The sequence below is a fragment of the Pantoea sp. MBLJ3 genome (assembly GCF_000816655.1).
Lineage (GTDB): Bacteria > Pseudomonadota > Gammaproteobacteria > Enterobacterales > Enterobacteriaceae > Pantoea > Pantoea eucalypti.
In genome coordinates, this window is sequence record NZ_JSUT01000002.1 from 24,032 (window position 1) to 48,431 (window position 24,400).

At 55.0% G+C, this 24,400-nt stretch carries 22 protein-coding genes; 8 read left to right on the forward strand and 14 right to left on the reverse strand.

Going from position 1 to position 24,400, the window contains the following annotated elements; genetic code table 11:
- Window positions 1-20: 20 nt before the first annotated feature.
- From rseP to rpsB, 8 genes are all read right to left on the reverse strand, one after another.
- Window positions 21-1,367: a sigma E protease regulator RseP gene (gene rseP, locus NP77_RS01165; RefSeq protein WP_039658714.1), complete on the reverse strand. Its 1,347-nt coding sequence runs from the start codon at window positions 1,365-1,367 to the stop codon at window positions 21-23.
- A 12-nt stretch (window positions 1,368-1,379) separates the two neighbouring features.
- Window positions 1,380-2,237, reverse strand: coding sequence for a phosphatidate cytidylyltransferase (gene cdsA / locus NP77_RS01170; protein ID WP_033743116.1), 858 nt, complete (start codon window positions 2,235-2,237; stop codon window positions 1,380-1,382).
- Window positions 2,238-2,255: 18 nt separating this feature from the next.
- Window positions 2,256-3,008 carry a (2E,6E)-farnesyl-diphosphate-specific ditrans,polycis-undecaprenyl-diphosphate synthase gene (ispU, locus tag NP77_RS01175; protein ID WP_003852651.1) on the reverse strand — a complete coding sequence of 251 codons (753 nt, stop codon included), beginning with the start codon at window positions 3,006-3,008 and terminating at the stop codon, window positions 2,256-2,258.
- Between the two features lie 181 nt (window positions 3,009-3,189).
- Window positions 3,190-4,386 (reverse strand): 1-deoxy-D-xylulose-5-phosphate reductoisomerase, encoded by a 1,197-nt coding sequence (gene ispC, locus NP77_RS01180; protein WP_008925638.1) that lies wholly within the window; start codon window positions 4,384-4,386, stop codon window positions 3,190-3,192.
- Between the two features lie 111 nt (window positions 4,387-4,497).
- Complete coding sequence (gene frr, locus NP77_RS01185; RefSeq protein ID WP_003852653.1) at window positions 4,498-5,055, reverse strand: ribosome recycling factor; 558 nt, start codon at window positions 5,053-5,055, stop codon at window positions 4,498-4,500.
- Window positions 5,056-5,198: 143 nt separating this feature from the next.
- Window positions 5,199-5,924, reverse strand: a complete 726-nt coding sequence (gene pyrH, locus NP77_RS01190) for a UMP kinase (protein WP_003852654.1) — start codon at window positions 5,922-5,924, stop codon at window positions 5,199-5,201.
- A 157-nt stretch (window positions 5,925-6,081) separates the two neighbouring features.
- Window positions 6,082-6,933 carry a translation elongation factor Ts gene (gene tsf / locus NP77_RS01195; RefSeq protein WP_008925637.1) on the reverse strand — a complete coding sequence of 284 codons (852 nt, stop codon included), beginning with the start codon at window positions 6,931-6,933 and terminating at the stop codon, window positions 6,082-6,084.
- 182 nt (window positions 6,934-7,115) lie between these two features.
- A complete protein-coding gene (gene rpsB / locus NP77_RS01200; RefSeq protein ID WP_008925636.1) occupies window positions 7,116-7,841 on the reverse strand; it encodes a 30S ribosomal protein S2 in 726 nt (241 codons plus the stop codon).
- 318 nt (window positions 7,842-8,159) lie between these two features.
- On the opposite strand from rpsB, the gene map reads away from it, so the two are divergent.
- From map to NP77_RS01220, 4 genes are all read left to right on the forward strand, one after another.
- Window positions 8,160-8,954 carry a type I methionyl aminopeptidase gene (gene map / locus NP77_RS01205; RefSeq protein ID WP_039658718.1) on the forward strand — a complete coding sequence of 265 codons (795 nt, stop codon included), beginning with the start codon at window positions 8,160-8,162 and terminating at the stop codon, window positions 8,952-8,954.
- Between the two features lie 66 nt (window positions 8,955-9,020).
- Window positions 9,021-11,675 carry a bifunctional uridylyltransferase/uridylyl-removing protein GlnD gene (glnD, locus tag NP77_RS01210; RefSeq protein ID WP_039658720.1) on the forward strand — a complete coding sequence of 885 codons (2,655 nt, stop codon included), beginning with the start codon at window positions 9,021-9,023 and terminating at the stop codon, window positions 11,673-11,675.
- Between the two features lie 83 nt (window positions 11,676-11,758).
- Complete coding sequence (dapD, locus tag NP77_RS01215; protein WP_008925633.1) at window positions 11,759-12,583, forward strand: 2,3,4,5-tetrahydropyridine-2,6-dicarboxylate N-succinyltransferase; 825 nt, start codon at window positions 11,759-11,761, stop codon at window positions 12,581-12,583.
- A 224-nt stretch (window positions 12,584-12,807) separates the two neighbouring features.
- On the forward strand, window positions 12,808-13,200 hold the full coding sequence (locus NP77_RS01220; RefSeq protein WP_008925632.1) for a DUF3461 family protein: 393 nt from the start codon (window positions 12,808-12,810) through the stop codon (window positions 13,198-13,200).
- Between the two features lie 60 nt (window positions 13,201-13,260).
- Here NP77_RS01220 and NP77_RS01225 read toward each other — a convergent pair whose 3' ends face one another.
- The 3 genes from NP77_RS01225 to dgt form a co-directional block, all read right to left on the reverse strand.
- The gene (locus tag NP77_RS01225) at window positions 13,261-14,418 is read right to left on the reverse strand and encodes a CdaR family transcriptional regulator (RefSeq protein WP_039658721.1); all 1,158 of its coding nucleotides are present in this window, start codon (window positions 14,416-14,418) and stop codon (window positions 13,261-13,263) included.
- 184 nt (window positions 14,419-14,602) lie between these two features.
- The gene (gene degP / locus NP77_RS01230) at window positions 14,603-16,048 is read right to left on the reverse strand and encodes a serine endoprotease DegP (protein ID WP_008925630.1); all 1,446 of its coding nucleotides are present in this window, start codon (window positions 16,046-16,048) and stop codon (window positions 14,603-14,605) included.
- Between the two features lie 133 nt (window positions 16,049-16,181).
- Window positions 16,182-17,672, reverse strand: coding sequence for a dGTPase (gene dgt / locus NP77_RS01235; protein ID WP_008925629.1), 1,491 nt, complete (start codon window positions 17,670-17,672; stop codon window positions 16,182-16,184).
- Window positions 17,673-17,764: 92 nt separating this feature from the next.
- Here dgt and mtnN point away from each other — a divergent pair, with 92 nt between their 5' ends.
- The 3 genes from mtnN to NP77_RS01250 all read left to right on the forward strand — a co-directional run bounded on the left by mtnN (window position 17,765) and on the right by NP77_RS01250 (window position 19,624).
- Window positions 17,765-18,463 (forward strand): 5'-methylthioadenosine/S-adenosylhomocysteine nucleosidase, encoded by a 699-nt coding sequence (gene mtnN, locus NP77_RS01240; protein ID WP_039658723.1) that lies wholly within the window; start codon window positions 17,765-17,767, stop codon window positions 18,461-18,463.
- Window positions 18,456-19,250: a vitamin B12 ABC transporter substrate-binding protein BtuF gene (btuF, locus tag NP77_RS01245; protein ID WP_008925627.1), complete on the forward strand. Its 795-nt coding sequence runs from the start codon at window positions 18,456-18,458 to the stop codon at window positions 19,248-19,250. Before mtnN ends, btuF begins: the two co-directional genes overlap by 8 nt.
- Before the next feature lie 122 nt (window positions 19,251-19,372).
- Window positions 19,373-19,624, forward strand: a complete 252-nt coding sequence (locus NP77_RS01250) for a hypothetical protein (RefSeq protein WP_008925626.1) — start codon at window positions 19,373-19,375, stop codon at window positions 19,622-19,624.
- Window positions 19,625-19,654: 30 nt separating this feature from the next.
- Here the strand turns inward: NP77_RS01250 and erpA are convergent, their stop codons facing one another.
- The gene (erpA, locus tag NP77_RS01255; protein ID WP_008925625.1) at window positions 19,655-20,002 is read right to left on the reverse strand and encodes an iron-sulfur cluster insertion protein ErpA; all 348 of its coding nucleotides are present in this window, start codon (window positions 20,000-20,002) and stop codon (window positions 19,655-19,657) included.
- Between the two features lie 203 nt (window positions 20,003-20,205).
- On the opposite strand from erpA, the gene hemL reads away from it, so the two are divergent.
- Window positions 20,206-21,486, forward strand: a complete 1,281-nt coding sequence (gene hemL, locus NP77_RS01260; protein WP_008925624.1) for a glutamate-1-semialdehyde 2,1-aminomutase — start codon at window positions 20,206-20,208, stop codon at window positions 21,484-21,486.
- A 46-nt stretch (window positions 21,487-21,532) separates the two neighbouring features.
- On the opposite strand, the gene fhuB is transcribed toward hemL, so the two are convergent.
- A complete protein-coding gene (gene fhuB, locus NP77_RS01265) occupies window positions 21,533-23,512 on the reverse strand; it encodes a Fe(3+)-hydroxamate ABC transporter permease FhuB (RefSeq protein ID WP_039658724.1) in 1,980 nt (659 codons plus the stop codon).
- Window positions 23,512-24,390 (reverse strand): Fe(3+)-hydroxamate ABC transporter substrate-binding protein FhuD, encoded by an 879-nt coding sequence (fhuD, locus tag NP77_RS01270; RefSeq protein ID WP_008925622.1) that lies wholly within the window; start codon window positions 24,388-24,390, stop codon window positions 23,512-23,514. Before fhuD ends, fhuB begins: the two co-directional genes overlap by 1 nt.
- Window positions 24,391-24,400 lie beyond the last annotated feature (10 nt).

Sequence of the window (24,400 nt, forward strand, 5' to 3'; positions counted from 1 at the left end):
GAATGTTCGCGTTCCAGCGGTTACAAACGTGAGAAATCATTGAAAAGTGCAAGCCCCATTAACAGCACCAGTAAAATCGAACCGATGCGATAACTAAAGTCCTGAACTCGCTCGGACACCGGTCCACCTTTGATCTTTTCGATCGCAAGGAAGAGCAAGTGCCCACCATCTAAAACCGGCAAAGGGAACAGGTTGATGATGCCCAGGTTGACGCTAATCAACGCCAGGAACATCAGGTAGTAAATCAACCCGTACTCAGCTGACAATCCTGCACCCTGCGCAATCGAAATTGGCCCGCTCAGGTTGTTCAGCTTCACATCACCGGTTATTAACTTGCCCAGCATGGAAACAGTGAGCTTCATCAATTGCCAGGTTTTTACACTGGCCTCACCGATTGCCGCAAATGCGCCATACTGCCTTACCGTCTTGTACTCTTCTGGCAGCGGGACGATACGCGGAATCACTCCCGCAAAGCCCGCCTTACTGCCATTTTTCGCTTCTGGCGTCATCGTCAGCGCAATTGATTCACCGCCGCGATCCACTTCAAGCGCCATGCTTTTACCGGGATTATCCCGGACCTGCGTGACAAAAGTCTGCCACTGCGATAATGGCTGACCATCGACTTTAACGATCCTGTCGCCTGCTTGCAAACCGGCTTCACTCGCTGGCGAGTTCGCCTGCACTTCTGCCAGTGTGGTCTCAATTTGCGGACCGCGTGGCTGAATCCCTAAAGCAACGACCGGATCCTGCTTATCAGGCTCAAACTGCCAGTTACGCAAATCCAGCTGCTTCTGCTGGGTTGTATCTTCGCCAAATCGGGCCACGGTTAACGTGGTGCTGCTATCGCCGATTTTACCCACCAGCGCCATACGCACAGCATCCCAGTCAGGCGTTTCGATACCGTCAACAGCCTTAAGTTCCATGCCGGGCGTAATTTGCGCTTCTGCAGCGACCGAACCGTTTAAAATTTCACCGATTACCGGGCGTACACCTGGTACGCCGTGAATAAACACAACCCAGTAGGCAAAGATGGCAAAGATAAAGTTAGCGACAGGCCCTGCCGCAATAATGGAGGCGCGTTGCCAGACGGCTTTGTTATTAAAAGCCTGATGACGCAACTCGGCGGGCACGCTTTCGACGCGTTCGTCGAGCATTTTAACGTAGCCGCCGAGCGGGATCAGCGCGATGACAAATTCGGTGCCGTGGCGGTCACGGCGCTGCCAGAGCGCCTTACCAAATCCAATGGAAAAGCGCTCAACTTTGACACCACAGCGACGAGCGACCCAGAAGTGGCCAAACTCATGCACGGTAATCAACACGCCCAGCGCAACGATAAAGGCGAAGAAACTCCAGATTATGCTCAACATCTTTGCCTGTCCTTAAAGGGTGCGGAACACCAGCAGCAATAAACAGGCAAACACCGGCACCGCCGCAGTCAGACTATCAATACGATCAAGCATGCCGCCATGACCGGGAATCAGATTACCACTGTCTTTAATGCCCGCTTCACGTTTAAACATACTCTCGGTGAGGTCACCCAGAACAGAGGCCAGCGTCGCGATAACCGCGCAAATCACCAGCGTACCGGTGGAGACCGTCAGCGGCGCCAGCGTGGCAAACAGCAGCGCAATCAGCGCCGATGAAACCAGACCGCCCAGGAAGCCTTCCCAGGTTTTGCCTGGTGAGACTTTCGGCGCCAGCTTGTGCTTGCCGAACATCTTGCCAAACATATAAGCACCGGAATCCGCTCCCCACACCAGCAGCAGCACAAACAGCAGCCACCAGGCTCCGGCGAAGTGGTCGGTTTCATAGTGATACTGGCGCAGCGCCACCATGCCCCAGAAAAAGGGCACGAGCGTTAATACGCCAAACAGTAAGCGAAGTGGACGCGAATGACGCCAGAAAGCCGCGGAAGCGGGATAGGTAAGCACCAGCAGCAGTGCCGCGACCCACCACACCAGCGACGCCCAAAGCGATGTCGCAATCTGTGGCAGATGCACCGTGTGTTGATAAGGTGGCAGCGTAAACTGCATCAGCGCCAGCAACAGACCACAAAGTACAGCCAGCCAGACACGCTGTTGCCGTGATGCCATGCCTGCAAACTGACCCCATTCCCAGGCTGCCAGCATGCAGATAACAATCGTTGTCAGGGCGAAGCCAACAGGCGGTAACCAGAATAGTGCAGCTATTACCAGCGGAATTAATATCAACGCGGTAATAAGACGAGACTTCAGCAAAGGTTACCCCCAGATTGCTCAGGCGCCGCCTGGTGCAGCGCCGCCAAAACGACGCTCCCGCAGAGAGAATGCATTCAGTGCACCTTCAAAAACGTGTTCATCGAAATCCGGCCAGAGCACATCGGTAAAATAGAATTCAGCATAGGCAATCTGCCACAGCAGGAAGTTGCTAATCCGATGCTCTCCCCCGGTCCTTATCACTAAATCCACTGGCGCCAGCTCCTGCATGCAGAGCTGCGACGTCAGGCTCTCTTCGGTAATCTGGTCAGGTCGCAGTAATCCTTCCTGAACCTGTTCAGCCAGTTTTTTCACGCCTTCGATAATATCCCAACGGCCGCCATAGTTGGCAGCAATGTTGAGCGTCAGACGGGTATTATTTGCAGTCAGGGTCTCAGAACGACGAATACGTTCCTGAATGCGGGGGCTGAAACGGCTGGTATCGCCAATGACACGTAAGCGAACGTTGTGTTTATGCAGGCTCTTTACTTCACTGTCGAGTGCCCAGACAAACAGTTCCATTAACGCGGTGACTTCCTGCGCAGGACGGCTCCAGTTTTCACTACTGAAGGCATAAAGCGTCAGGGCTTCAAGATTGTTATTGACCGCAAAGCTGACGGCACGACGCACCGATTTAACACCGGCTTTGTGGCCTGAAATACGCAATTTTCCCTGATTTTTGGCCCAGCGACCATTGCCATCCATGATGATAGCGACGTGGCGCGGACCGTTTCCCTGCTGGTCATCAGTGTTGTTGTGATTGTTAGACGACATAACGCTTAACCAATTCCTTTCATCAGAAATGCTGTGTTTTCTGAATACATTGCGCCCGATTCAAATCCCGACACACGCTTAGTGCCGGGCCACACCGAATTCGGTGACAGACCGTGAAACGCGAGCCAGCGACTATACCATTTTCACCTGAAGCGAACAAATGGCCTCATAACGATCGGTTTCACGACGTGAAGCGCGGCAACATTTCTGTTGCCAGCGCGCGCGCAGTGCGATCGATGTCAAGGACAGCGTCCACCGAATCCGGCTCCGGACACACTTGTGCCGCCATCACTGCGCTATTAAGCGCGGCAATGTCGGTGAAGCGGATCTGGTGATTCAGGAAAGCCGCGACGGCAACCTCATTGGCAGCATTTAGCGTGGTGGTCGCCGCCTGCCCTGCCTCACAGGCATCAATGGCCAGTTTCAGACAGGGATAGCGACTAAAGTCAGGTTCTGCAAAAGAGAGCGCCGACATGCGGGTAAAATCCAGCGGCGTCACACCTGCATTGATGCGCGATGGCCAGGCCATGCTGTGGGCAATAGGCGTACGCATATCGGGAGAACCTAACTGAGCCAGCACGCTGCCATCGCAGTATCGCACCATGGAGTGAATCACCGACTGTGGGTGAAGTATCACTTCCATCTGCGCTGCGCTGGCATTAAACAACCAACGGGCTTCAATGTACTCAAGACCTTTATTCATCATGGTGGCCGAATCAACAGAGATTTTTCTCCCCATCGACCAGTTCGGATGTGCACAGGCCTGATCCGGCGACATGGCGCTAAGATCAGCTAAATCTGTGTCACGAAAAGGACCACCCGATCCCGTAAGGATAATCGACTCAATGCCATTATCCCGCAGGTCAGCGTAACCTAACTGATGCTGGATGGTAGCCGGTAAACTCTGAAAAATGGCGTTATGCTCACTGTCGACTGGTAGTAACTGCGCGTTATGATGACGCACCGCCTCCATAAACAAACGGCCGCAGGTGACAAGCGATTCTTTGTTGGCCAGCAGCACCGTTTTTCCGGCGCGAATGGCTGCCAGCGTCGGCAGCAAACCGGATGCGCCGACAATTGCCGCCATCACCTGATCCACGTCATCCAGCGCAGCCAGCTCACAGGCTGCCTGAACGCCGGAGAGCACTTCAGTATCGATCCTGATTGCTCTCAGTCGCTCACGCAGCGCAGCGGCGGATGCCTCATCTGCCATGCAGGCGTAGCGCGGCGTAAAAGCCGCACACTGTTCGGCCATCAGCGCCACATTGTGGCCAGCGACCAGCGCAGTAATCTGATAAAGCGCCGGGTTGGCGCGAACCACTGCCAGCGTACTGGTGCCGATCGAGCCGGTGGATCCCAGCAGAGTTAATCGCTTCATGAGGCTATCCGTGTGAAGTCAGCGTGCCCTCAGGCACAATGTAAAACGCCGCCAGATGTCGCATTCATACGAATACCTCTCTGTACGGCGTTTTGTCCGGCAGTGATGGGATTAGAAATCCATCAGCTCCGACTCTTTTTCAGACAGTGCGGCATCAACTTTCTTGATGTACGCATCGGTCATTTTTTGCACTTCATCCTGCGCACGACGTTCGTCGTCTTCGCTGATCTCTTTATCTTTCAGCAACGCTTTGATTTTATCGTTGGCATCGCGACGGACGTTACGTACCGACACACGGCCCTGCTCGGCTTCGCCGCGCACGATTTTAATCAGATCTTTACGACGCTCTTCTGTCAGGGCAGGCAGCGGAACACGGATGTCGGTACCGGCTGAACTAGGGTTCAGACCGAGATCAGACTTCATGATCGCTTTTTCGACTGCCGGACTCAGTGAACGGTCAAACACGTTGATTTTCAGCGTGCGTGAATCTTCCACAGTGACAGAAGCCAGCTGACGCAGTGGCGTCGGCGTGCCGTAATATTCGACGACGATGCCGTCAAGCAGCGAAGGTGAAGCACGACCGGTGCGCACTTTGCTGATGGTAGTTTTGAATGCTTCAACGCATTTTTCCATGCGCGTGTCAGCATCTTTTTTGATGTCGTTAATCACGTTGAAACCCTTGGATTCGGTTTGACCTGGCCAGTTCCGGCATAACCGGAAGCGGGATCGATAATCATCGATAATCCTGACTGGTGCGCGATGCATTCTCATCGCGCTGACAGAATATACCTTATTTTATCTCGCCTCGGGTATTAATGCGTAATCAGAGTCCCTTCTTTTTCACCCATCACTACACGACGCAGTGCGCCAGGTTTATTCATGTTGAAAACACGGATAGGCAATTTGTGGTCACGCGCCAGGGTAAAGGCCGCCAGATCCATCACTTTCAGCTCTTTATCCAGTACTTCAGCATAGCTCAGTTGCTCATAAAGCGTTGCGTCCGGGCTTTTCACCGGGTCGGCAGAGTAGACGCCGTCAACTTTGGTCGCTTTCAGCACCACGTCCGCTTCAATCTCAATGCCGCGCAAACACGCCGCAGAGTCGGTGGTAAAGAACGGGTTACCGGTACCGGCGGAGAAAATCACCACGCGGTTGTTACGCAGCAGGCTGATCGCTTCTGCCCAGCTGTAGTTGTCGCAGACGCCATTCAGTGGAATCGCTGACATCAGGCGTGCGTTCACATAGGCGCGGTGCAGTGCATCACGCATCGCCAGGCCGTTCATCACGGTTGCCAGCATACCCATGTGGTCACCCACGACGCGGTTCATCCCTGCCTGCTGCAGGCTTGCGCCACGGAACAGGTTCCCTCCGCCAATCACTACGCCAACCTGGATGCCCAGTTCAACCAGCTCTTTTACCTCTTGTGCCATGCGGTCAAGCACACTCGCGTCGATACCAAAACCTTCAGCGCCTTGCAGAGCTTCGCCGCTGAGTTTAAGCAGGATACGTTGATAAACAGGTTTTGCGTTGGTCGCCATGGTCAGTTCTTCCTGGAAGATTGGGTGTAAAGGAGAAGTAAATTCTGATCGATCATCCGCTTACCGCAAAGAAAATGCTATTGGGATGAAACTGAAAACGTGTCTGTTGCGATTCACAGACAAAAAAGAACCGCCGGATGGCGGTTCTTTCAAAGCATTAAGACTGTTTGGACATTGCTGCAACTTCTGCAGCGAAGTCAGACTCAACTTTCTCGATGCCTTCACCCACTTCGAAGCGGATGAAGTTAATCACGTCAGCGCCCTGCTCTTTCAGAGCCTGGCCAACGGTTTTGCTTGGGTCGATAACGAAAGCCTGACCTGTCAGAGAGACTTCGCCGGTGAATTTCTTCATACGGCCTTCAACCATCTTCTCTGCGATCTCTTTTGGCTTGCCAGACTGCATCGCGATGTCCAGCTGAACCTGGTACTCTTTATCAACCACGTCAGCAGAAACGTCTTCTGGCTTAACGAATTCAGGTTTGCTTGCTGCAACGTGCATTGCGATCTGTTTGATCAGATCTTCGTTAGCGCCTTTCGCTGAAACCAGAACGCCGATACGTGCGCCGTGCAGGTAGCTGCCCAGCTCTGCGCCTTCCAGGATTGCAACGCGACGGATGTTGATGTTCTCACCGATTTTAGCAACCAGTGCAACGCGCTCTTCTTCGAACTGCGCTTTCAGAACTTCAACGTCGGTAACGCGATTAGCGGCAGCCGCTTCCAGAACTTTGTCTGCGAACGCCTGGAAACCGCCATCTTTTGCAACGAAGTCAGTCTGGCAGTTCACTTCCAGAATCACGCCGTAGTCGCCAACGATCTTGGTTTTGATTACGCCATCAGCAGCAACGTTGCCTGCTTTTTTCGCTGCTTTGATTGCGCCAGACTTACGCATGTTCTCAATCGCCAGCTCAATGTCGCCGTTCGCTTCAGTCAGCGCTTTTTTGCAATCCATCATGCCAGCGCCAGTACGCTCGCGCAGTTCTTTTACCAATGCAGCGGTAATGTCAGCCATTCCAGAATCCTCGGTTCGTGCCTGAGTACGTTTGCACCAGCAGACACTTATTTGCGGAAAATTTACTCTGTCCCGCCGTCCGGTTGGGGGCGTGACAGACTTAGATAAAATAAAGGGGCCAGTATAGGCCCCTTACAGATCACATCTGAATGCTAAGGGCTCTTATGCAGAGCAAACCTTAATTAAGCGTTTTCTAAAGACGCTTCTTCAGCTTGCTCAGCCAGGTCCTGAGAGCGGCCTTCGCGAACGGTAGTCGCAACGGCAGTCAGGTACAGGTTTACAGCACGGATCGCATCGTCGTTACCTGGGATAACGAAATCAACGCCATCTGGATCTGAGTTGGTATCAACGATAGCAAATACCGGGATACCCAGGTTGTTTGCTTCTTTGATTGCGATGTGTTCGTGATCAGCATCAACAACAAACAGTGCGTCTGGCAGACCGCCCATGTCTTTGATACCGCCCAGGCTGTTTTCCAGCTTGGCCAGCTCACGCGCACGCATCAGCGCTTCTTTTTTGGTCAGTTTGTCGAAAGTGCCATCCTGAGACTGAATCTCCAGATCTTTCAGACGCTTGATTGACTGACGCACGGTTTTCCAGTTGGTCAGCATGCCACCCAACCAGCGGTGGTTTACGAAGAACTGGTCGCAGCTCAGTGCAGACTCTTTTACTGCCTGGGCAGCAGCGCGCTTAGTACCTACGATCAGGATCTTACCTTTACGGGAAGAGATCTTGTTCAGTTCAGCCAGAGCTTCGTTGAACATAGGTACAGTTTTTTCCAGGTTGATGATGTGAACCTTGTTACGTGCACCAAAGATGAATGGCTTCATTTTTGGGTTCCAGTAACGGGTCTGGTGACCGAAGTGAACACCAGCCTGGAGCATGTCGCGCATGGAAACAGTTGCCATGATAAAACCTCTAAAGTTTGATTGGGGTTGGGCCTCCATGTATCCCATACGACCGACCTCTTTCAAGGCACCCCGGCGTATGTGTCGATACATGTGTGTTTTATTACACATAATGAGAGTTATGCGTTTCCTGCTGACCGAAACAGCCATACAGAGAATCGTCGGCGCGCTTTATACCACAAACCACCATGGGACGCCAATAAATGATCACTGATGAGCGCCAGCGCGTTCTCTATTTGGCAGCCCATTTGCTGGCTGCTAACATGACAGCACAGACCTTATTATTGTCGAAAATTTCGACAACTGCGGATTAATTTAATGGCAATTTCAATCAAAACCCCTGAAGAAATCGAAAAAATGCGCGTCGCGGGCCGACTGGCCGCCGAAGTGCTGGAGATGATCGAGCCTCATGTTCAACCGGGTGTCACCACCGGCGAGCTGGACCGTATCTGCCACGAACACATCACGCAGAAGCAGCAGGCCGTCTCTGCCTGCCTTGGCTATCACGGTTTTCCGAAATCAGTCTGCATCTCGGTGAATGAAGTGGTTTGTCACGGGATTCCCAGTGACGATCGCCCTCTGAAAGATGGCGATATCGTCAATATCGATGTCACCGTCATTAAAGATGAGTACCACGGTGATACCTCAAAGATGTTTATTGTTGGTAAACCCACTATTCAGGGTGAGCGCCTGTGCCGCGTCACGCAGGAGAGCCTCTATCTTTCCCTGCGTCTGATTAAGCCCGGCATCCGCCTGCGCGTGTTGGGTCGTGCCATTCAGAAGTATGTTGAAGCAAACGACTTCTCTGTCGTACGCGAATATTGCGGTCACGGCATCGGCAAGGGGTTCCACGAAGAGCCTCAGGTATTGCATTACGATGCCGATGATAGCGGCGTCGTGTTACAGGCGGGTATGACCTTTACAGTAGAACCGATGGTCAATGCCGGGGATTACCGCATCCGCACCATGAAAGATGGCTGGACGGTAAAAACCAAAGATCGCAGCTTGTCCGCGCAGTATGAGCATACTATTGTGGTGACGGAAAACGGCTGTGAGATTTTAACCCTGCGCAAAGACGACGCGCTGCCCGCTGTGCTCGTCGCCGAAGGGTAATTCCCCCAAAACAGATCAAGCCGGCGCTGAGCCGGCTTTTTTTTGGCTAAAAAAGAGAAGAGCTGCATGAGCGTGAGTCTGTCGGAAGATGTGAAAAACGGTCTGGTTGATTCGCCAGCCGAATGGGGTGACGACCAGCTGACCCGCGACATTCTGAAGCCGAGGCTGGAGCTGTTTCAGCAACATCTGGCTGCCGCGTTTGATGCCGGTGAACCCGTTGAGCCGCTGATCGATGCCCGCACGCTGTTTATTGATCGGCTGCTGCGTCGCCTGTGGCGCTTCTTTGGCTTTGATGAAATGCCGTCTACCGCGCTGGTCGCCGTTGGCGGCTATGGCCGTGCCGAACTGCATCCGCTCTCTGATATCGATGTTCTGATCCTCAGCCGCCAGCCGCTGGATGAACAGGCTGCGCAACGCACCAGCGATCTCTTAACGCTGATGTGGGATCTTAAACTGGAAGTGGGCCACAGCGTCCGCACGCTGGAAGAGTGTCTGCTGGAGGGATTGTCTGATCTGACCGTCGCCACCAACCTGATCGAATCACGGATGCTGACTGGCGATGTGGCGCTGTTTCTGGAACTGCAGAAAAATATCTTCAGCGACGGTTTCTGGCCCTCATCCCGCTTTTTCGCCGCCAAAATTGATGAGCAGCAGGAGCGCCACAAGCGTTATCACGGCACCAGTTATAACCTCGAGCCGGATATCAAAAGCAGTCCCGGTGGCCTGCGAGACATCCATACGCTGCAGTGGGTTGCCCGACGCCATTTTGGTGCCACTACCCTGGATGAGATGGTCGGCTTTGGTTTCCTCACTGACGCTGAGCGCAGCGAACTCAACGAATGTCAGGAGTTTCTCTGGCGCATCCGCTTTGCCCTGCATCTTTCCCTCCCCCGCTACGATAACCGCCTGCTATTCGATCGCCAGCTCAGTGTGGCGCAGCGCCTGAATTACCAGGGCGAAGGCAATGAGCCGGTCGAACGCATGATGAAGGATTTCTATCGGGTCACACGGCGTATCGGTGAACTGAACCAGATGCTGCTGCAGCTGTTTGATGAGGCGATTCTGGCGCTCTCCACCAGTGAAAAACCCAGGCCTATCGACGACGATTTCCAGCTGCGGGGTGATTTGATCGACCTGCGCGACGAAACGCTGTTCACCCGCGAGCCGCAGGCGATTCTGCGTATGTTCTACGTGATGGTACGTAACGACAGTATCAAAGGGATCTACTCCACCACCCTGCGTCACCTGCGCCATGCACGTCGACATCTTAAACAGCCGCTGTGTCAGATTCCGGAAGCGCGACGCACGTTTATGTCAATTCTGCGCCATCCCGGCGCGGTGAGCCGGGCGCTGGTGCCGATGCATCGTCATAGCGTGCTGTGGGCCTATACACCGTTGTGGGGTCATATCGTCGGACAGATGCAGTTTGATCTGTTCCATGCCTACACCGTGGATGAGCATACTATTCGTGTCCTGCAGAAGCTGGAAAGCTTCGCCAATGAAGCCACCCGTCCTCAGCATCCACTGTGTGTCGAGTTATGGCCACGCCTGCCGCAGCAGGAGCTGTTACTGATGGCTGCGCTGCTGCATGACATTGCCAAAGGGCGCGGCGGCGATCACTCTATTCTTGGCGCGCAGGATGCGCTTGAGTTCGCTGAAATGCATGGCCTTAACTCGCGTGAAACTCAACTGGTGGCCTGGCTGGTTCGTCATCACCTGCTGATGTCTGTCACGGCGCAGCGTCGCGATATTCAGGATCCGACGGTGATCCAGCAGTTTGCTGAGGTGATGCAGAATGAGAACCGGCTGCGCTATCTGGTTTGTCTGACCGTGGCCGATATCTGCGCCACCAATGAAAGTCTGTGGAACAGCTGGAAGCAGAGCCTGTTACGCGAGCTGTTTTTCGCCACCGAGAAGCAGTTACGACGCGGTATGGAAAACAGTCCGGATTTGCGGGAGCGGGTGCGTCATCATCGCCTGCAGGCACTGGCACTGCTGCGGATGGATAATATTGATGAAGAGCGTCTGCACCAGATCTGGAATCGTTGCCGCGCGGACTACTTCCTGCGCCATACGCCGAATCAGATTGCGTGGCATGCCCGCCACCTGCTGGTTCACGATCTGAAAAAACCGCTGGTGCTGGTCAGCCCGCAGGCCACCCGTGGCGGGACCGAAATTTTTATCTGGAGTCCCGATCGGCCTCATCTGTTTGCTGCCGTGGCCGGTGAACTCGACCGTCGTAACCTCAGCGTTCACGACGCGCAAATCTTCACCAGCCGGGACGGCATGGCAATGGATACCTTTATTGTGCTGGAACCGGATGGCAGCCCGCTCTCCCCCGATCGCCATCCGATGATCATTCAGGCGCTGGAACAGGCAATCACTCAGTCAGATTGGGTGCCGCCGCGTACCCGTCGTCCGTCGGCCAAACTGCGGCATTTCAGCGTGGATACCGAAGTGAACTTTCTGCCAACGCACACTGACCGTCGCAGCTACCTGGAACTGGTGGCGCTGGATCAGCCAGGCCTGCTGGCGCGGGTCGGCGAAGTCTTTGCCGATCTGGGTGTCTCACTGCACGGTGCACGCATCAGCACCATCGGCGAGCGGGTCGAAGATTTATTTATTCTGGCCAACAGCGAACGTCAGGCACTGGATGAAGAAATGCGCAAAGCGTTGCAACAACGGTTGACAGAGGCCCTTAATCCAAACGATAAAGTGTGACCAGATTCAATTTGTAGACATTACTCTATTTACTTGTGTCGGGCTGTTGTCCGGCACCGCACATGACAGATCAGGAAAAAAATATGCAACAGTTACAGAGCGTTATTGAATCCGCCTTCGAACGTCGCGCTGACATTACCCCTGCCAGCGTCGACAGCGAAACCCGCGATGCCATCAACCAGGTTATCTCCCTGCTGGACAGCGGTGAGCTGCGCGTTGCTGAGAAGATCGACGGCGAGTGGGTAACGCATCAGTGGCTGAAGAAAGCAGTGCTGCTCTCTTTCCGCATTAATGACAATCAGGTAATGGAAGGTTCAGAAACCCGCTTCTACGACAAAGTCCCGATGAAATTTGCTGGCTGGGATGAAGCGCGTTTCAAAGAAGCGGGTTTCCGCGTCGTGCCGCCTGCAGCTGTTCGTCAGGGTGCTTATATCGCCCGCAACACGGTCCTGATGCCTTCTTACGTCAACATCGGCGCCTTCGTGGATGAAGGCACTATGGTGGACACCTGGGCGACTGTCGGCTCCTGTGCGCAGATTGGTAAAAACGTTCACCTTTCTGGCGGCGTGGGTATCGGTGGTGTGCTGGAACCGTTGCAGGCAAACCCGACCATTATCGAAGACAACTGCTTCATCGGTGCACGCTCTGAAATCGTTGAAGGCGTGATTGTTGAAGCAGGCTCAGTGATCTCAATGGGCGTTTACATCGGTCAGAGCACCAAAATCTATGACCGCGAAACCGGTGAAGTCCACTACGGCCGTGTTCCTGCCGGTTCCGTCGTGGTCTCAGGTAACCTGCCGTCTAAAGATGGCAGCTACAGCCTCTACTGTGCCGTGATCGTGAAGAAAGTGGATGCGAAGACGCTGGGTAAAACCGGCATTAACGAACTGCTGCGCACCATCGACTGAGTAAAATGACGGGCTGGAAAGCAGCCCGTCATTTTTTCTTTACAGCTATTCCTGAACAACATGCTTCGCGTCGCGAATTAACTGGTGCGTTTAGTTTTCATCCAGGTCATAATCCGCGCCAGTTAAATCCTGTCGCGCAATGTTCATCCCGCTTATTTATGTCTACAGTTGACGGACGTCATGAACAAGTCTGCGCGCTTCTCACTTTTGATGGAAACAACGCTATGTATGACAATCTGAAAAGCTTAGGTATCAGTAACCCGGACGACATTGACCGCTACAGCCTGCGTCAGGAAGCCAACAACGACATTCTGAAGATTTACTTCCGCAAAGATAAAGGCGAGTTTTTCGCAAAGAGCGTCAAATTCAAATATCCGCGTCAGCGCAAAACTGTTGTTGCCGATCACGCAACCCAGGGCTACAAAGAAGTTCAGGAAATCAGCCCGAATCTGCGTTATGTCATCGATGAACTGGACCAGATTTGCCAGCGTGACCAGGTTGAAGTGGATCTGAAACGCAAAATTCTGGATGACCTGCGTCACCTGGAAAGCGTGGTTTCCCACAAGATCACTGAAATTGAATCGGATCTGGAAAAATTAACCCGTAACAGCCGTTAATTTTTTGTCCGACGAGAGAGGCCAGCTTTGCTGGCCTTTTTTATGCCCTGAATTCGGCTCCTATCCCTGCTCATCCAGCTGTAAAGCCACATAGAGCAACAGCCTGTCATCGAAATGGCCAAGATTCAGTCCGGTGAGTTCAGAAATCCGGTTTAGCCGATATTCCAGCGTATTGCGATGAATGAACAGCGCACGCGCGGTGGCGCTTGGCTGGACATTATGGGTGAACCACGCGATTAACGTGCGTCGCAGCAAGCCGTTGTTATCCATGCTCTTAAGCTTCGCCAGTGGCCGGGCCAGTTCGTTGGCCTGCCAGCCGCCACGCAGGCTGTCGAGCAGCACCGGCAACACCAGATCCTGATAAAAATAGCTGCGTAACTCGGGCATACGTTGCTTGCCCACCATCATTGTGGTGCGTGCGGTCCGGTAAGAGCGTGCAATGCTGCCAGGCCCGGTAAAGAAGTTGCCCAGTGCGATACGCATCCGTAAATGTCCGCTCTCTTTCATCCGCTGCAGTAACTGTTCCACGCGGCGGCGATGATCCTCCTGGTCGTAGCGTCCATGTCCATTCAGTGCGGGCTTCAGCACCACCATTTCGGTCAGCGACACAATAGCGATAAGATTATCGCGCTCCGGCGTGGTCAGCAGCGTTTGCAGCTGCTGTAATTCTGACATCGCGCTGTCGACGCCGAGCTGACCGCTGTCCACTTCCAGCACGGCGACCACACGCGGCTGATTGAGATCGATGCCCAACCGCTGTGCCCATTCAGTCAGTTGTGGCGACAGGGTATCGCTGCGGATCAGGTTCAGCACCAGCTCTTCACGCAGACGGCTGTCCTGCGCCAGCATATGCAGCAATCGCGCCTGTTCCAGCATCATCTCTGCGGTCATGCAGACCAGTTCGCCATAATGTCGCAGCTCCAGTGGCTCGCCCGTCAGCCCAATGACCCCGACAATGTCACCGTCGATGCGCAGCGGCAGATTAATGCCGGGCCGCACACCATGAAGATGTTTAGCCACCGCCTCATCAATATCGACAACACGCCCCTGAGAGAGCACCAGCAACGCACCTTCGTGCAACTCCCCAATACGCTCCCGGTCACCGCTGCCGATGATCCGGCCCCGCGCATCCATCACGTTGACATTACTGTCAATAATTTTCATGGTGCGTGCCACGATATCCTGCGCCAGCCGGGCATCAAGGTGATAGGTAGCCATCCATTACTCCTGGAAAAGAGGGTGAGAAACAGAATACGCATGGGTTGCGCACAGAGCATTGTGCAACTGCACAGAGCCGGGCAATCATTTACCGAATTTGCGGAGAGCATCACACTCTGGCGGCGCGGAAGGCGGGCATAAAAAAGGCGGACCGCAGTCCGCCTCATGAACAGTTGTTATACCGTTACTGCATCAGCAGATAGATGCTGCTGTCACCACGTTTCACATTCAGCGCCAGAACGGCTGGTTTGGTGTCGAGGACTTTTCGCAGCTCACCGAGGTTGGTTACCGGCTGCTGGTTAACTCCCTGGATCACGTCACCCTTTTTCAGGCCGATACGCGCTGCGGCGCTGCCGGGTTTCACATTATCCACGCGAACACCTTTATCACCGGTTTCAACATTGCTGAGGTCAGCCCCTTCAATGCCGTTGTAAATGGTGGCGGACTGCACTTTCGCCTGGCTGCTCTGCTGCAAGGTAACCGAGACATCAACGGGTTTGCCGTCGCGCAGCAGGCCCAGTTTCAGTGTGGTGCCAACCGGCAGCGAACCCACTTCCGCACGCAGAGAAGCAAAGCTGCTCAGCGGTTTGCCATTCATTGAAACAATCACGTCACCCGCTTTAATACCCGCTTTAGCCGCCGCAGAGTCTGGCAGCACCTGGCTGACAAAGGCACCACGCTGTGCATCAACCTTCATCGCTTTTGCCAGCTCGGAGTTCAGTTCAGTCCCCTGCACGCCCAGCTCGCCACGTTTCACCTGACCAAACTCAACCATCTGAGCCGTCAGGTTTTTAACCATGTTGCTTGGGATAGCAAAGCCGATACCGATGTTGCCGCCATCCGGCGCCAGAATAGCGGTGTTAATCCCTATCAGTTCACCATTAAGGTTAACCAGCGCACCACCGGAGTTACCCCGGTTAATTGCCGCATCCGTCTGGATAAAGTTTTCGTAGTTTTCCACGTTCAGGCCGCTGCGTCCCAGCGCCGAGACGATCCCGGAGGTGACGGTCTCACCCAGACCATACGGGTTGCCGATCGCCACGGTGTAGTCACCGACGCGCAGGCTGTCGGAGTCAGCGATTTTCACAGCAGTCAGATTTTTAGCGTCCTTCAGCTGAATCAGTGCAATGTCAGAGCTGGGATCTTTACCAATGACTTTGGCGTCATAATGACGACCATCGCTGAGCTGCACCTGAATTTTAGTGGCGTTGTTCACCACGTGGTTGTTCGTCACCACATAGCCTTTTTCAGCGTTGATGATGACGCCCGACCCGAGAGCCCGGAATTTTTCCTGCTGGGTATCAGGGCCTGGCGCGCCACCGTTACCGCCCGCGCCGTCACCGCTCTGACACATGGGTGATCCCTGGAACGGAGAACCGTCCTGGCAGAAGGGCGAGTTGTCGCCAAAGAATTGCTGAAACTGCTGCGGCATGCGCGGGGTTTTCACGGTGGTGGTACCCTCAACGCTGATACTGACCACAGACGGCATTACCTTTTCCAGCATAGGCGCCAGGCTAGGGAGTTGCTGGCTATCGGAAGAGGCCGTTTGCGCAGCAAAAACAGTAACTGGGGCGAGCGCCATGCTCAGGCTCAACGCCAGCGCACTTAACACTAAAGTCTTTTTTTTCATTTTCATTTCTCGATAAGATTACTGTTCAGACCATTGCTGTGGTCGAAAGGTGAGATAAATGTTTTAGCGCGAAATTCCTTTAAAAGTTTAAGTCAAAGGTAAAAATTTATTCGCGGCCTTTACAAACGCCGGCTTATTCTACAGCCATCAGTCGGCGATACTCATCCCAGGCATAGAGATCGGTCATTCCACTGATATAATCCTGAATAAGCCGGAAGCGATAATAACGTTCCCACAGCAGCCGCTGATATTTATGCTCTACCACAAGGGTACGCATCTTTTGCAAATAGGCTTTACGGTGTTTACCAGAAAGCTTATGAAAAAGCCGGGTTTCAATCGGATGCTGACGCAGGAAGTCTTCATTTATCAGCGTGGTGAAAGCCTCATAGTTCAGGCGCATCAGCGGCTGATAGATCTCCAGCAGCCCTTTGATTACGCGGTATCCCTGCAACTCCAGCTGCTCGACTTCAGAGTGATTAAAGACCTGCTGGCGCGCAACAGTTTTAAACAGTTGCAGTAACCGGCCCTCTTCACCCTCATCTTCCAGCAGCGCGTGATTGAAACTGCCATCGAATATAGCAGGCAGATTATCAACGAAACGTTTCACGGCATAACTTACCAGCACGCTCTGAACATTTACGCGTAATGACATAAAAAATTGATCGCTGCGGCTTCGCCGTTTTTTACTGCAGGCTTCGCGCCAGGCTTCACCAATAGTCCGGCTGAAGGCGTCATTATTTTTAACCGGCCCCCAGGCTTTATTGAGAAACTCAAACAAACTCTCAACATTAAAGATATCTTTTTCTACAGCGTCGTCCAAATCGGCAATACAATAGGAGATATCATCCGCCGCTTCCATTATATAGGTAAGCGGAAAGCGATGGTGTTCTTCCATATTGGTGGCAGCACGTAAATCCGCAATATACTCCTGCTCAGAGAGATAAAAGCCGGGTTTCTTCATTAAGACGCTAAATTCGGCAGGTTTTTCACCCTGCCACCAGGCGGGTGCGGTATATTTCAGGATGCAGGCGACCTGAGAATAACTGAGATTGAGTTGCAGCAGCGTATGCACCATACGAATGGCCTGCGCATTGCCCTCAAAATGGCAGAGGTCCTGGCGGATCATGGCATTCAGCTGATCAAAAGCCTTCCGCTGTTCTTCTCCTTCAACGCCCGCTACCAGCGGATCCACCAGTTCGGCAGAGAGGTTCTCTTCAAACCAGTCGTTAATGGCGGCCTCGCCAAAATGGCCAAACGGCGGATTACCGACGTCATGCAGCAGACACGCCATCTCGATCAGACTTTCAAACGCGCCTTCCATCTCATCCAGTCCATACTGCGCCAGCCCGCCCTGCATCTTCAGGGTTTGCAGAATCTCTTTGGTGATGTAGCGCCCGGTTTGCTGCACCTCCAGCGAGTGCGTCAGGCGGGAGCGAACGGCGGCGTTGCGCTCCAGTGGAAAGACCTGCGTTTTCTGCTGCAGACGCCGGATAGCGGCCGAGTTGATAATTCGTCCACGGTCGCTCTCAAAATGGCGGGTAATGTAATATTCACCTTCCGGATCTTTTCGGCTGTTATAAGGGCGTGAGAAGCTGATCTTCTTCCTGAAATTGATCGCCGACATGAATTACCCCTGACTTTTTCGTGAATTAATCCCCTGAATGCCATGGTAGACTATGCCCTAAATTTTGATTCTTTACATTAGCGGAACTCACTATGAAAGCAGGCATTATTGGCGCGATGGAGCAGGAAGTCACACTGCTGCGTGACAAAATTGAAAACCGTCAAACGCTGACACTGGCGGGTTGTGAAATCTATACCGGCACCCTGCAGGGCGTTGAAGTGGCACTGCTGAAATCGGGCATTGGTAAAACCTCTGCCGCGCTGGGTACCACGCTGCTGCTGCAGCTCTGCAAGCCGGATGTGGTGATCAACACCGGGTCGGCAGGCGGTTTAGCACCGTCACTGAGCGTCGGCGATATCGTGGTATCAGATGAAGTGCGTTATCACGATGCTGACGTCACCGCTTTTGGTTATGAGCCAGGCCAGATGGCGGGTTGCCCTGCTGCGTTTGTGGCAGACAGCAAGCTTATCGCGGCTGCCGAAGCCTGCATTAAGCAGCTGGACCTGAATGCTGTACGCGGTCTGGTGGTAAGCGGTGATGCCTTTATCAATGGCGCTGAGCCGCTGGCGCGCATTCGTAGTCTGTTCCCGCAGGCGATTGCGGTTGAGATGGAAGCGACCGCTATCGGTCACGTCTGTCATCAGTTCCAGGTGTCGTTTGTGGTGGTCCGCGCGATTTCAGACGTGGCCGATAAAGAATCGCACCTTAGCTTTGATGAATTCCTGAGCGTTGCAGCGACGCAATCGTCGCTGATGGTGGAGAACCTGCTGGCGCATCTGGCGCGTGGCTAAAACGCTGCTGTTCTGCTGGCTGCTGCTATTAAGCGGCAGCCTGCTCGCTTCCCCACCGCGTGTTATCACCCTCGCTCCACACCTTACCGAACTCGCCTTTGCTGCCGGGATTACGCCGATCGCAGTCAGCGCCTGGTCCGACTATCCGCCGCAGGCGAAACAGATTGAACAGGTCGCCAACTGGCAGGGCATCAAAGCCGAACGTATTCTGCAGCTCAAGCCGGATCTGGTCTTAGCCTGGCGCGGCGGTAATCCGCAGCGGCAGATTGAGCAGTTGCAGCAGCTCGGCGTACCCATTAAATGGATTGATCCACTGACACTGGATGAGATGTTCACGGCACTGGCCGATCTGGGCCGCTGGAGTCCCAGGCCAGAGCAGGCCGCCAGCGCGGCCAGAGCGCTACGACAGCAGGCAGCGGCGCTGCGACAGCGCTATACTCATCTGACTGCGGTTCCGCTTTTTTTGCAGTTTGGTCAGCAGCCGCTTTTTACCGCCGCCAGAGCCACGCTGCAAAATGAAGTTATTACGTTATGTGGTGGCAGGAATATTTTTGCTGACAGCCGCGTCAGTTGGCCGCAGGTCAGCCGTGAGCAGGTGCTGATGCGCCATCCTCAGGCCGTGGTTATAGCCGGAGGTGCACAGCAGGCGGAGAACATTCGTGCTTTCTGGCGTCCACAGCTCACGGTGCCGGTGATCGCCATTAACGAGGACTGGTTAAGCCGGCCGGGTCCGCGGCTGCTGCTGGCGGCGCAGCAACTCTGTTCCGCGTTGCATCCCGCACAATAAGTCCACGCATCGATTAAAGAAACAGCCTTTTTTGCCGTTAATCAATACCAGAGACGAGCGGGCCACGTATGCTCACCGTCCTTTTAGCGCCGCGGCGCTTTTTAAAACACCAGGAACCTTATATGACCAGAGCACTGCTGCTGGCCATAGGGCTTTTGATCACCGGATCTGCTTTTGCGGGATCGATAAATGGCTCTATAGGCGCCAGGCTTGTCATCTATTCACGCTGTGAAATCAACACGGCTAACGGTCCGCTTTTGCCGCAAATCAACTGTGGCAGACAGGCAAGCGCGCAGCCACGCGTAACCCAAAGTCAGATTCAATCGCAGGGAAGCCTGAAGCAGAGTAACCGGCTGGTCACAATAGAGTGGTAAATGAGGCCGTCGGAGTGACGGCCTGCGCGATCAGATACTGAAGGATGAGCCACAGCCACAGGTGGTTTTGGCATTCGGGTTGGTCACGATAAAGCGCGATCCTTCCAGGCCTTCCGTATAATCAACCGAACCGCCCACCAGATATTGCAGGCTCATTGGATCAACGACCAGTGAGACGCCCTGCTTTTCAATTGTCATATCGCCATCGTTCAGCTGGTCGTCAAACGTAAAGCCATACTGGAAACCACTGCAACCGCCACCGGTGATATAGACGCGAAGTTTCAGCGCCGGGTTCTCTTCATCGGCAATCAGGTTTTTCACCTTGGTGGCTGCGGCGTCGGTAAACTGCAACGGCAGTGCTACTACTTCATCACTCATGTTTTACTCCGGTAAACGCCCAGGTCAGAAAACGACCTTAATAACGCTATTATCAGTCAGCACCTCAGCGCAATCAAGCTCTGCCCTTCGCACTCTGTGCCGCTTTCCCCTCCGTTCAGGTCGCTGTGGGTGAATCCACCTTTCGTCTGCTGCTGCTCTTCCGTAGAATGGCGCCATATTTTTCTGAAACGCTGGAGCCGAAAATGAGTAAGTCCGAACAACTGTTTGCCGAGGCACAACGCCTGATTCCGGGTGGGGTAAACTCGCCAGTACGCGCATTTACCGGTGTGGGCGGCGTTCCACTGTTTATTGAACATGCTGATGGTGCGTATCTGTATGACGCTGATGGCAAAGCCTATATCGACTATGTCGGCTCATGGGGACCGATGGTGCTGGGCCATAACAACGCGGCGATCCGTAATGCGGTGATCGAAGCAGCCCAGCGCGGCCTGAGCTTTGGCGCACCGACCGAAATGGAAGTGACCATGGCGCAGCTGGTGTGTGAGCTGGTGCCGAGCATGGAGATGGTGCGGATGGTTAACTCCGGTACCGAAGCGACCATGAGCGCAATCCGTCTGGCTCGAGGCTTTACCGGCCGCGATAAAATTATTAAGTTTGAAGGCTGCTATCACGGCCATGCCGATCATTTGCTGGTGAAAGCCGGTTCCGGTGCCCTGACGCTGGGTCAGCCAAACTCGCCGGGCGTACCAGCAGATTTCGCTAAACATACCCTGACCTGCACTTTCAACGATCTCGACTCCGTGCGCAGCGCCTTCGAGCAATATCCTGATGCCATCGCTGCCATCATCGTTGAGCCGGTTGCCGGTAATATGAACTGCATCCCGCCGCAGCCAGAATTCCTGCCGGGCCTGCGCGCGCTCTGCGATGAGTTCGGCGCACTGCTGATTATCGATGAAGTGATGACCGGCTTCCGTGTGGCGCTGGGTGGCGCGCAGGCTCACTACAATGTACGTCCTGACCTGACCTGCCTCGGAAAAATTATCGGTGGCGGGATGCCAGTCGGTGCATTCGGTGGCCGTCGCGACGTGATGGCTGCACTGGCGCCGACCGGCCCGGTTTATCAGGCAGGAACGCTCTCCGGTAACCCGATCGCGATGGCTGCCGGTTTTGCCTGCCTGACGCAGATCGCGCAGCCGGGCACGCACGAGAAGCTCGATACCCTGACCCGCAAGCTGGCAGAGGGTCTGCGCGAAGCCGCACAACAGCAAAATATTCCGCTGGTGATTAACCATGTTGGCGGGATGTTTGGCCTGTTCTTCACCGATGCTGACAGCGTGACCTGTTACGCCGATGTGACCCGCTGCGATGTGGAACGCTTTAAAACCTTCTTCCATCTGATGCTGGAGGAAGGCGTTTACTTTGCGCCATCAGCTTATGAAGCGGGCTTCATGTCACTGGCGCACAGCGAAGAGGATATTCAGCGCACGGTTGATGCCGCGCGTCGTTGTTTCGCGAAGCTGTAATGTCGGTAACGTTAAAGATGAAGACCGGCTTGCGCTGGTCTTTTTTTTAACCTGCACGACGCAGCAGCCAGATAAAGTAAGGTGCACCTAAAAACGTCGCCATCAGCCCGGCAGGAATTTGATCCGGGAATGCCAGCATTCGCCCGCACCAGTCAGCCAGCACCATCAGTCCCGCCCCCAGTAATCCCGACAGCAGCAGTTGCGGCAAGGCACGCCGGAACCCCAGCATGCGCGCCATGTGCGGCGCCATTAATCCAACAAAACTCAGCGGACCAATAGTCAGCGTTGCGCTGGCGGTCAGCGCGGCTGCCAGCAGCAGCAGACTCAGCCGCGCGGGCGTTAATGCCATGCCGGCCGAGCGTGCGGTAGCACTTCCCAGCGGCAGCAGCGTCAGCCAGCGGCTCGCCAGTGGTGCCAGCGAGACCAGCAGCAGCGCACAGAGTGCGCTCTGGATCGCCTGACTGCCGCTGATGTTATAGGTCGAGCCAGAAATCCAGCTCAGCAGCCCGCCCATGCGGGGATCGCCACTCGCCAGCAGCAGCATCAGCAGGGTGACAAAGGCGCTGTTAAGCGCCATACCCGCCAGCAGCATTCTCTCAGGTGAGAAGCCGCCACGACTGGCTACCGCCATGATCACCAGCAGCGTCAGCGCGGCCCCCATCGCACCGGCGGGCAGCAGCCATGCCATCGCATCGCCCGGCACAAAGAACATCATGACGACGACGCCACAGGCGGCACCTGAACTGATGCCCAGCACTTCCGGGCTGGCCATAGGATTACCGGTCAGCCGCTGGATCAGGCTCCCCGCCACGCCCAGCATCAGGCCGGTCACCAGCGCAGCCAGCACGCGCGGTGCACGCCACGGAAGCAAAGAGTGCAGCATCTCGCCCGATGACCCGACCCAGCCCAGCGCATCACGCCCAAACGCCAGCGCACCCCACACCAGCAGGGCAAGCACCGCGAGACCCGTCAGCGTCCAGCGCAACAGGTTTTGTCGCTCGGCGGGTACGTTGTCGCCCTGATTCAGGGCGGGCGGCACTGAACCCGTACGCAGTCGCGGCAGCAGCCACAACAAAATGGGTACACCGAGCAGTGCCGTGGCCGTTCCGGTCGGGATATCGCGCCAGTGTGCGCTAAGCCATAACACGCAACTGTCGGCCAGCCACAGCAGCAGCGCGCCGGTAAGCGGTGCCAGCAGCATCCGGCTGAGGAGCCGTCGACCACCCAGCAGCTTCGCCAGCAGCGGCGCAAACAGTCCGATAAAACCGATGATACCGGCGACATTCACCAGCTGTGCACTAAGCAGGATTGCCAGCCCGAGGCCACCGATACGCGCCACCGAGAGCGCCAGCCCCAGATTTTTTGCTACACCATCATCCAGCCCCATCAGTGTCAGCGGACGCAGCAGCGCCAGCGCCAGCAGAAACGCCAGCAGCAGGCGCGGCCAGAGCTGCTGCACATTTTCCCAGCTCATCTGATTCAGCGCGCCGGTGCTCCACAGAAACATGTTCTGCAGCTGATCGTGATTGAAGATAGCGAAGATTTGATTTACCGCACCGCTGTAGAAGCTCAGCACCAGCCCGGCCAGAATCAGCGTCACCGGCGACAGACGTTTGCCCCAGGCCACACCAAACACCAGCGCGGCCACCAGCAACGCTCCGCCAAGCGCGGCAAACTGCTGTGTCAGCGCGCCGCCCGGCAGATGCCACAGCGTCGCCACGGTAATGCCCAGCTGTGCGCCGGAAGAGACACCCAGCGTGGTGGGTTCGGCCAGCGGGTTCCGCAATATCTGCTGAAACAGCAGACCGGCAAGCCCCAGCCCGGCGCCCACCAGCAGCGCCAGCGCCGTGCGCGGCAGCAGGCTGTAGTGAAACACCATCTGCGGCAGGCTATCGACCGTCGGTGACCAGAATGCCTGCCACCACTCATGCTGCGGCAGCGCATGGTGCAGATTAACCAGCGTCAGGCTGAGTGAGAGCAGAAACAGCAGGCTGAGGAGACCTGCGGGAAACAGAGCATGGCGCATCAGTGCGTCTCCAGCGCGCGTTCCAGCACGCGAACAAAGTGCAGCGCTGAAAGCGTAGCACCGTAATACCAGACTGCAGGGACGCGCTGAAAGCGTCCGGTGCGAACAAACGGCATGGCCTGCCACAGCGGGCTGCGCATCAACTGCTGCATCTCTGCGTCATTGTCATGATCAAAACAGATGACATCCACATTTCCAGCCTGCGCCAGCTGCTCGATGCCGATTACCGCGCTACCCCAGAAATTTGTTTCGCCCTGCCAGCCATTTTTCAGGCCCAGCAGCGTCATTACTTCCAGGAACAGACTGTTTTTACCAAAGGTGATGGCGTGACGGCTGTCGAGCAGCGACATCAGCAGAATCGTGCGTCCGGCATAGGGCGCCAGCCGCTGACGCGCCTGTGCCAGTTGCGCATCGACCTCGCGCAGATGTTGCTCAGCGCGATCGCGTAATCCAAGTCTCGCCGCCAGCTTACGCAGCGATGCCCGCGCGGCGGTGAAGGGTTTCCCGTCGCCGCTGTGAAGGTCAAAGCCCATGATCGGTGCGATGCGTGTAAGTTTCTCTTCAGGCGGGCCATAGCCATTTGAACAGAGGATCAGCGACGGCTGCATTTGTGCCATCAGCTCAAGATTAGGTTCGGTGCGCAGACCCACATCGATCACGTCCGCAGGCAGCGGCGGCTCCCCGACCCAGATGTTGTAGTTGTGCAGATCAGCCACGCCCCAGGGCGTAACGCCCAGAGCGATCAACAGTTCGGTGGGAAGCCACTCCAGTGCAATAATCCGGCCCGGATTGGGCGTGGCAGCACGCAGGGGAAGTGCACAAAACAGTGGCGAGGCCGCGAGTGCCAGCAACAGTCGGCGGCGATAAAGATCGGGCATCATCCTTTCC

Coding starts and splice junctions, on each gene's coding strand:
- hemL (WP_008925624.1), top strand. CDS start 20,206: ATGAGTAAGTCCGAACAACTGTTTGCCGAGGCACAACGCCTGATTCCG.
- NP77_RS01225 (WP_039658721.1), bottom strand. CDS start 14,418: ATGGCTACCTATCACCTTGATGCCCGGCTGGCGCAGGATATCGTGGCA.
- ispC (WP_008925638.1), bottom strand. CDS start 4,386: ATGAAGCGATTAACTCTGCTGGGATCCACCGGCTCGATCGGCACCAGT.
- glnD (WP_039658720.1), top strand. CDS start 9,021: ATGAGCGTGAGTCTGTCGGAAGATGTGAAAAACGGTCTGGTTGATTCG.
- mtnN (WP_039658723.1), top strand. CDS start 17,765: ATGAAAGCAGGCATTATTGGCGCGATGGAGCAGGAAGTCACACTGCTG.
- fhuD (WP_008925622.1), bottom strand. CDS start 24,390: ATGCCCGATCTTTATCGCCGCCGACTGTTGCTGGCACTCGCGGCCTCG.
- ispU (WP_003852651.1), bottom strand. CDS start 3,008: ATGTCGTCTAACAATCACAACAACACTGATGACCAGCAGGGAAACGGT.
- degP (WP_008925630.1), bottom strand. CDS start 16,048: ATGAAAAAAAAGACTTTAGTGTTAAGTGCGCTGGCGTTGAGCCTGAGC.
- tsf (WP_008925637.1), bottom strand. CDS start 6,933: ATGGCTGACATTACCGCTGCATTGGTAAAAGAACTGCGCGAGCGTACT.
- rpsB (WP_008925636.1), bottom strand. CDS start 7,841: ATGGCAACTGTTTCCATGCGCGACATGCTCCAGGCTGGTGTTCACTTC.
- NP77_RS01250 (WP_008925626.1), top strand. CDS start 19,373: ATGACCAGAGCACTGCTGCTGGCCATAGGGCTTTTGATCACCGGATCT.
- erpA (WP_008925625.1), bottom strand. CDS start 20,002: ATGAGTGATGAAGTAGTAGCACTGCCGTTGCAGTTTACCGACGCCGCA.
- dapD (WP_008925633.1), top strand. CDS start 11,759: ATGCAACAGTTACAGAGCGTTATTGAATCCGCCTTCGAACGTCGCGCT.
- pyrH (WP_003852654.1), bottom strand. CDS start 5,924: ATGGCGACCAACGCAAAACCTGTTTATCAACGTATCCTGCTTAAACTC.
- map (WP_039658718.1), top strand. CDS start 8,160: ATGGCAATTTCAATCAAAACCCCTGAAGAAATCGAAAAAATGCGCGTC.
- NP77_RS01220 (WP_008925632.1), top strand. CDS start 12,808: ATGTATGACAATCTGAAAAGCTTAGGTATCAGTAACCCGGACGACATT.
- dgt (WP_008925629.1), bottom strand. CDS start 17,672: ATGTCGGCGATCAATTTCAGGAAGAAGATCAGCTTCTCACGCCCTTAT.
- rseP (WP_039658714.1), bottom strand. CDS start 1,367: ATGTTGAGCATAATCTGGAGTTTCTTCGCCTTTATCGTTGCGCTGGGC.
- fhuB (WP_039658724.1), bottom strand. CDS start 23,512: ATGCGCCATGCTCTGTTTCCCGCAGGTCTCCTCAGCCTGCTGTTTCTG.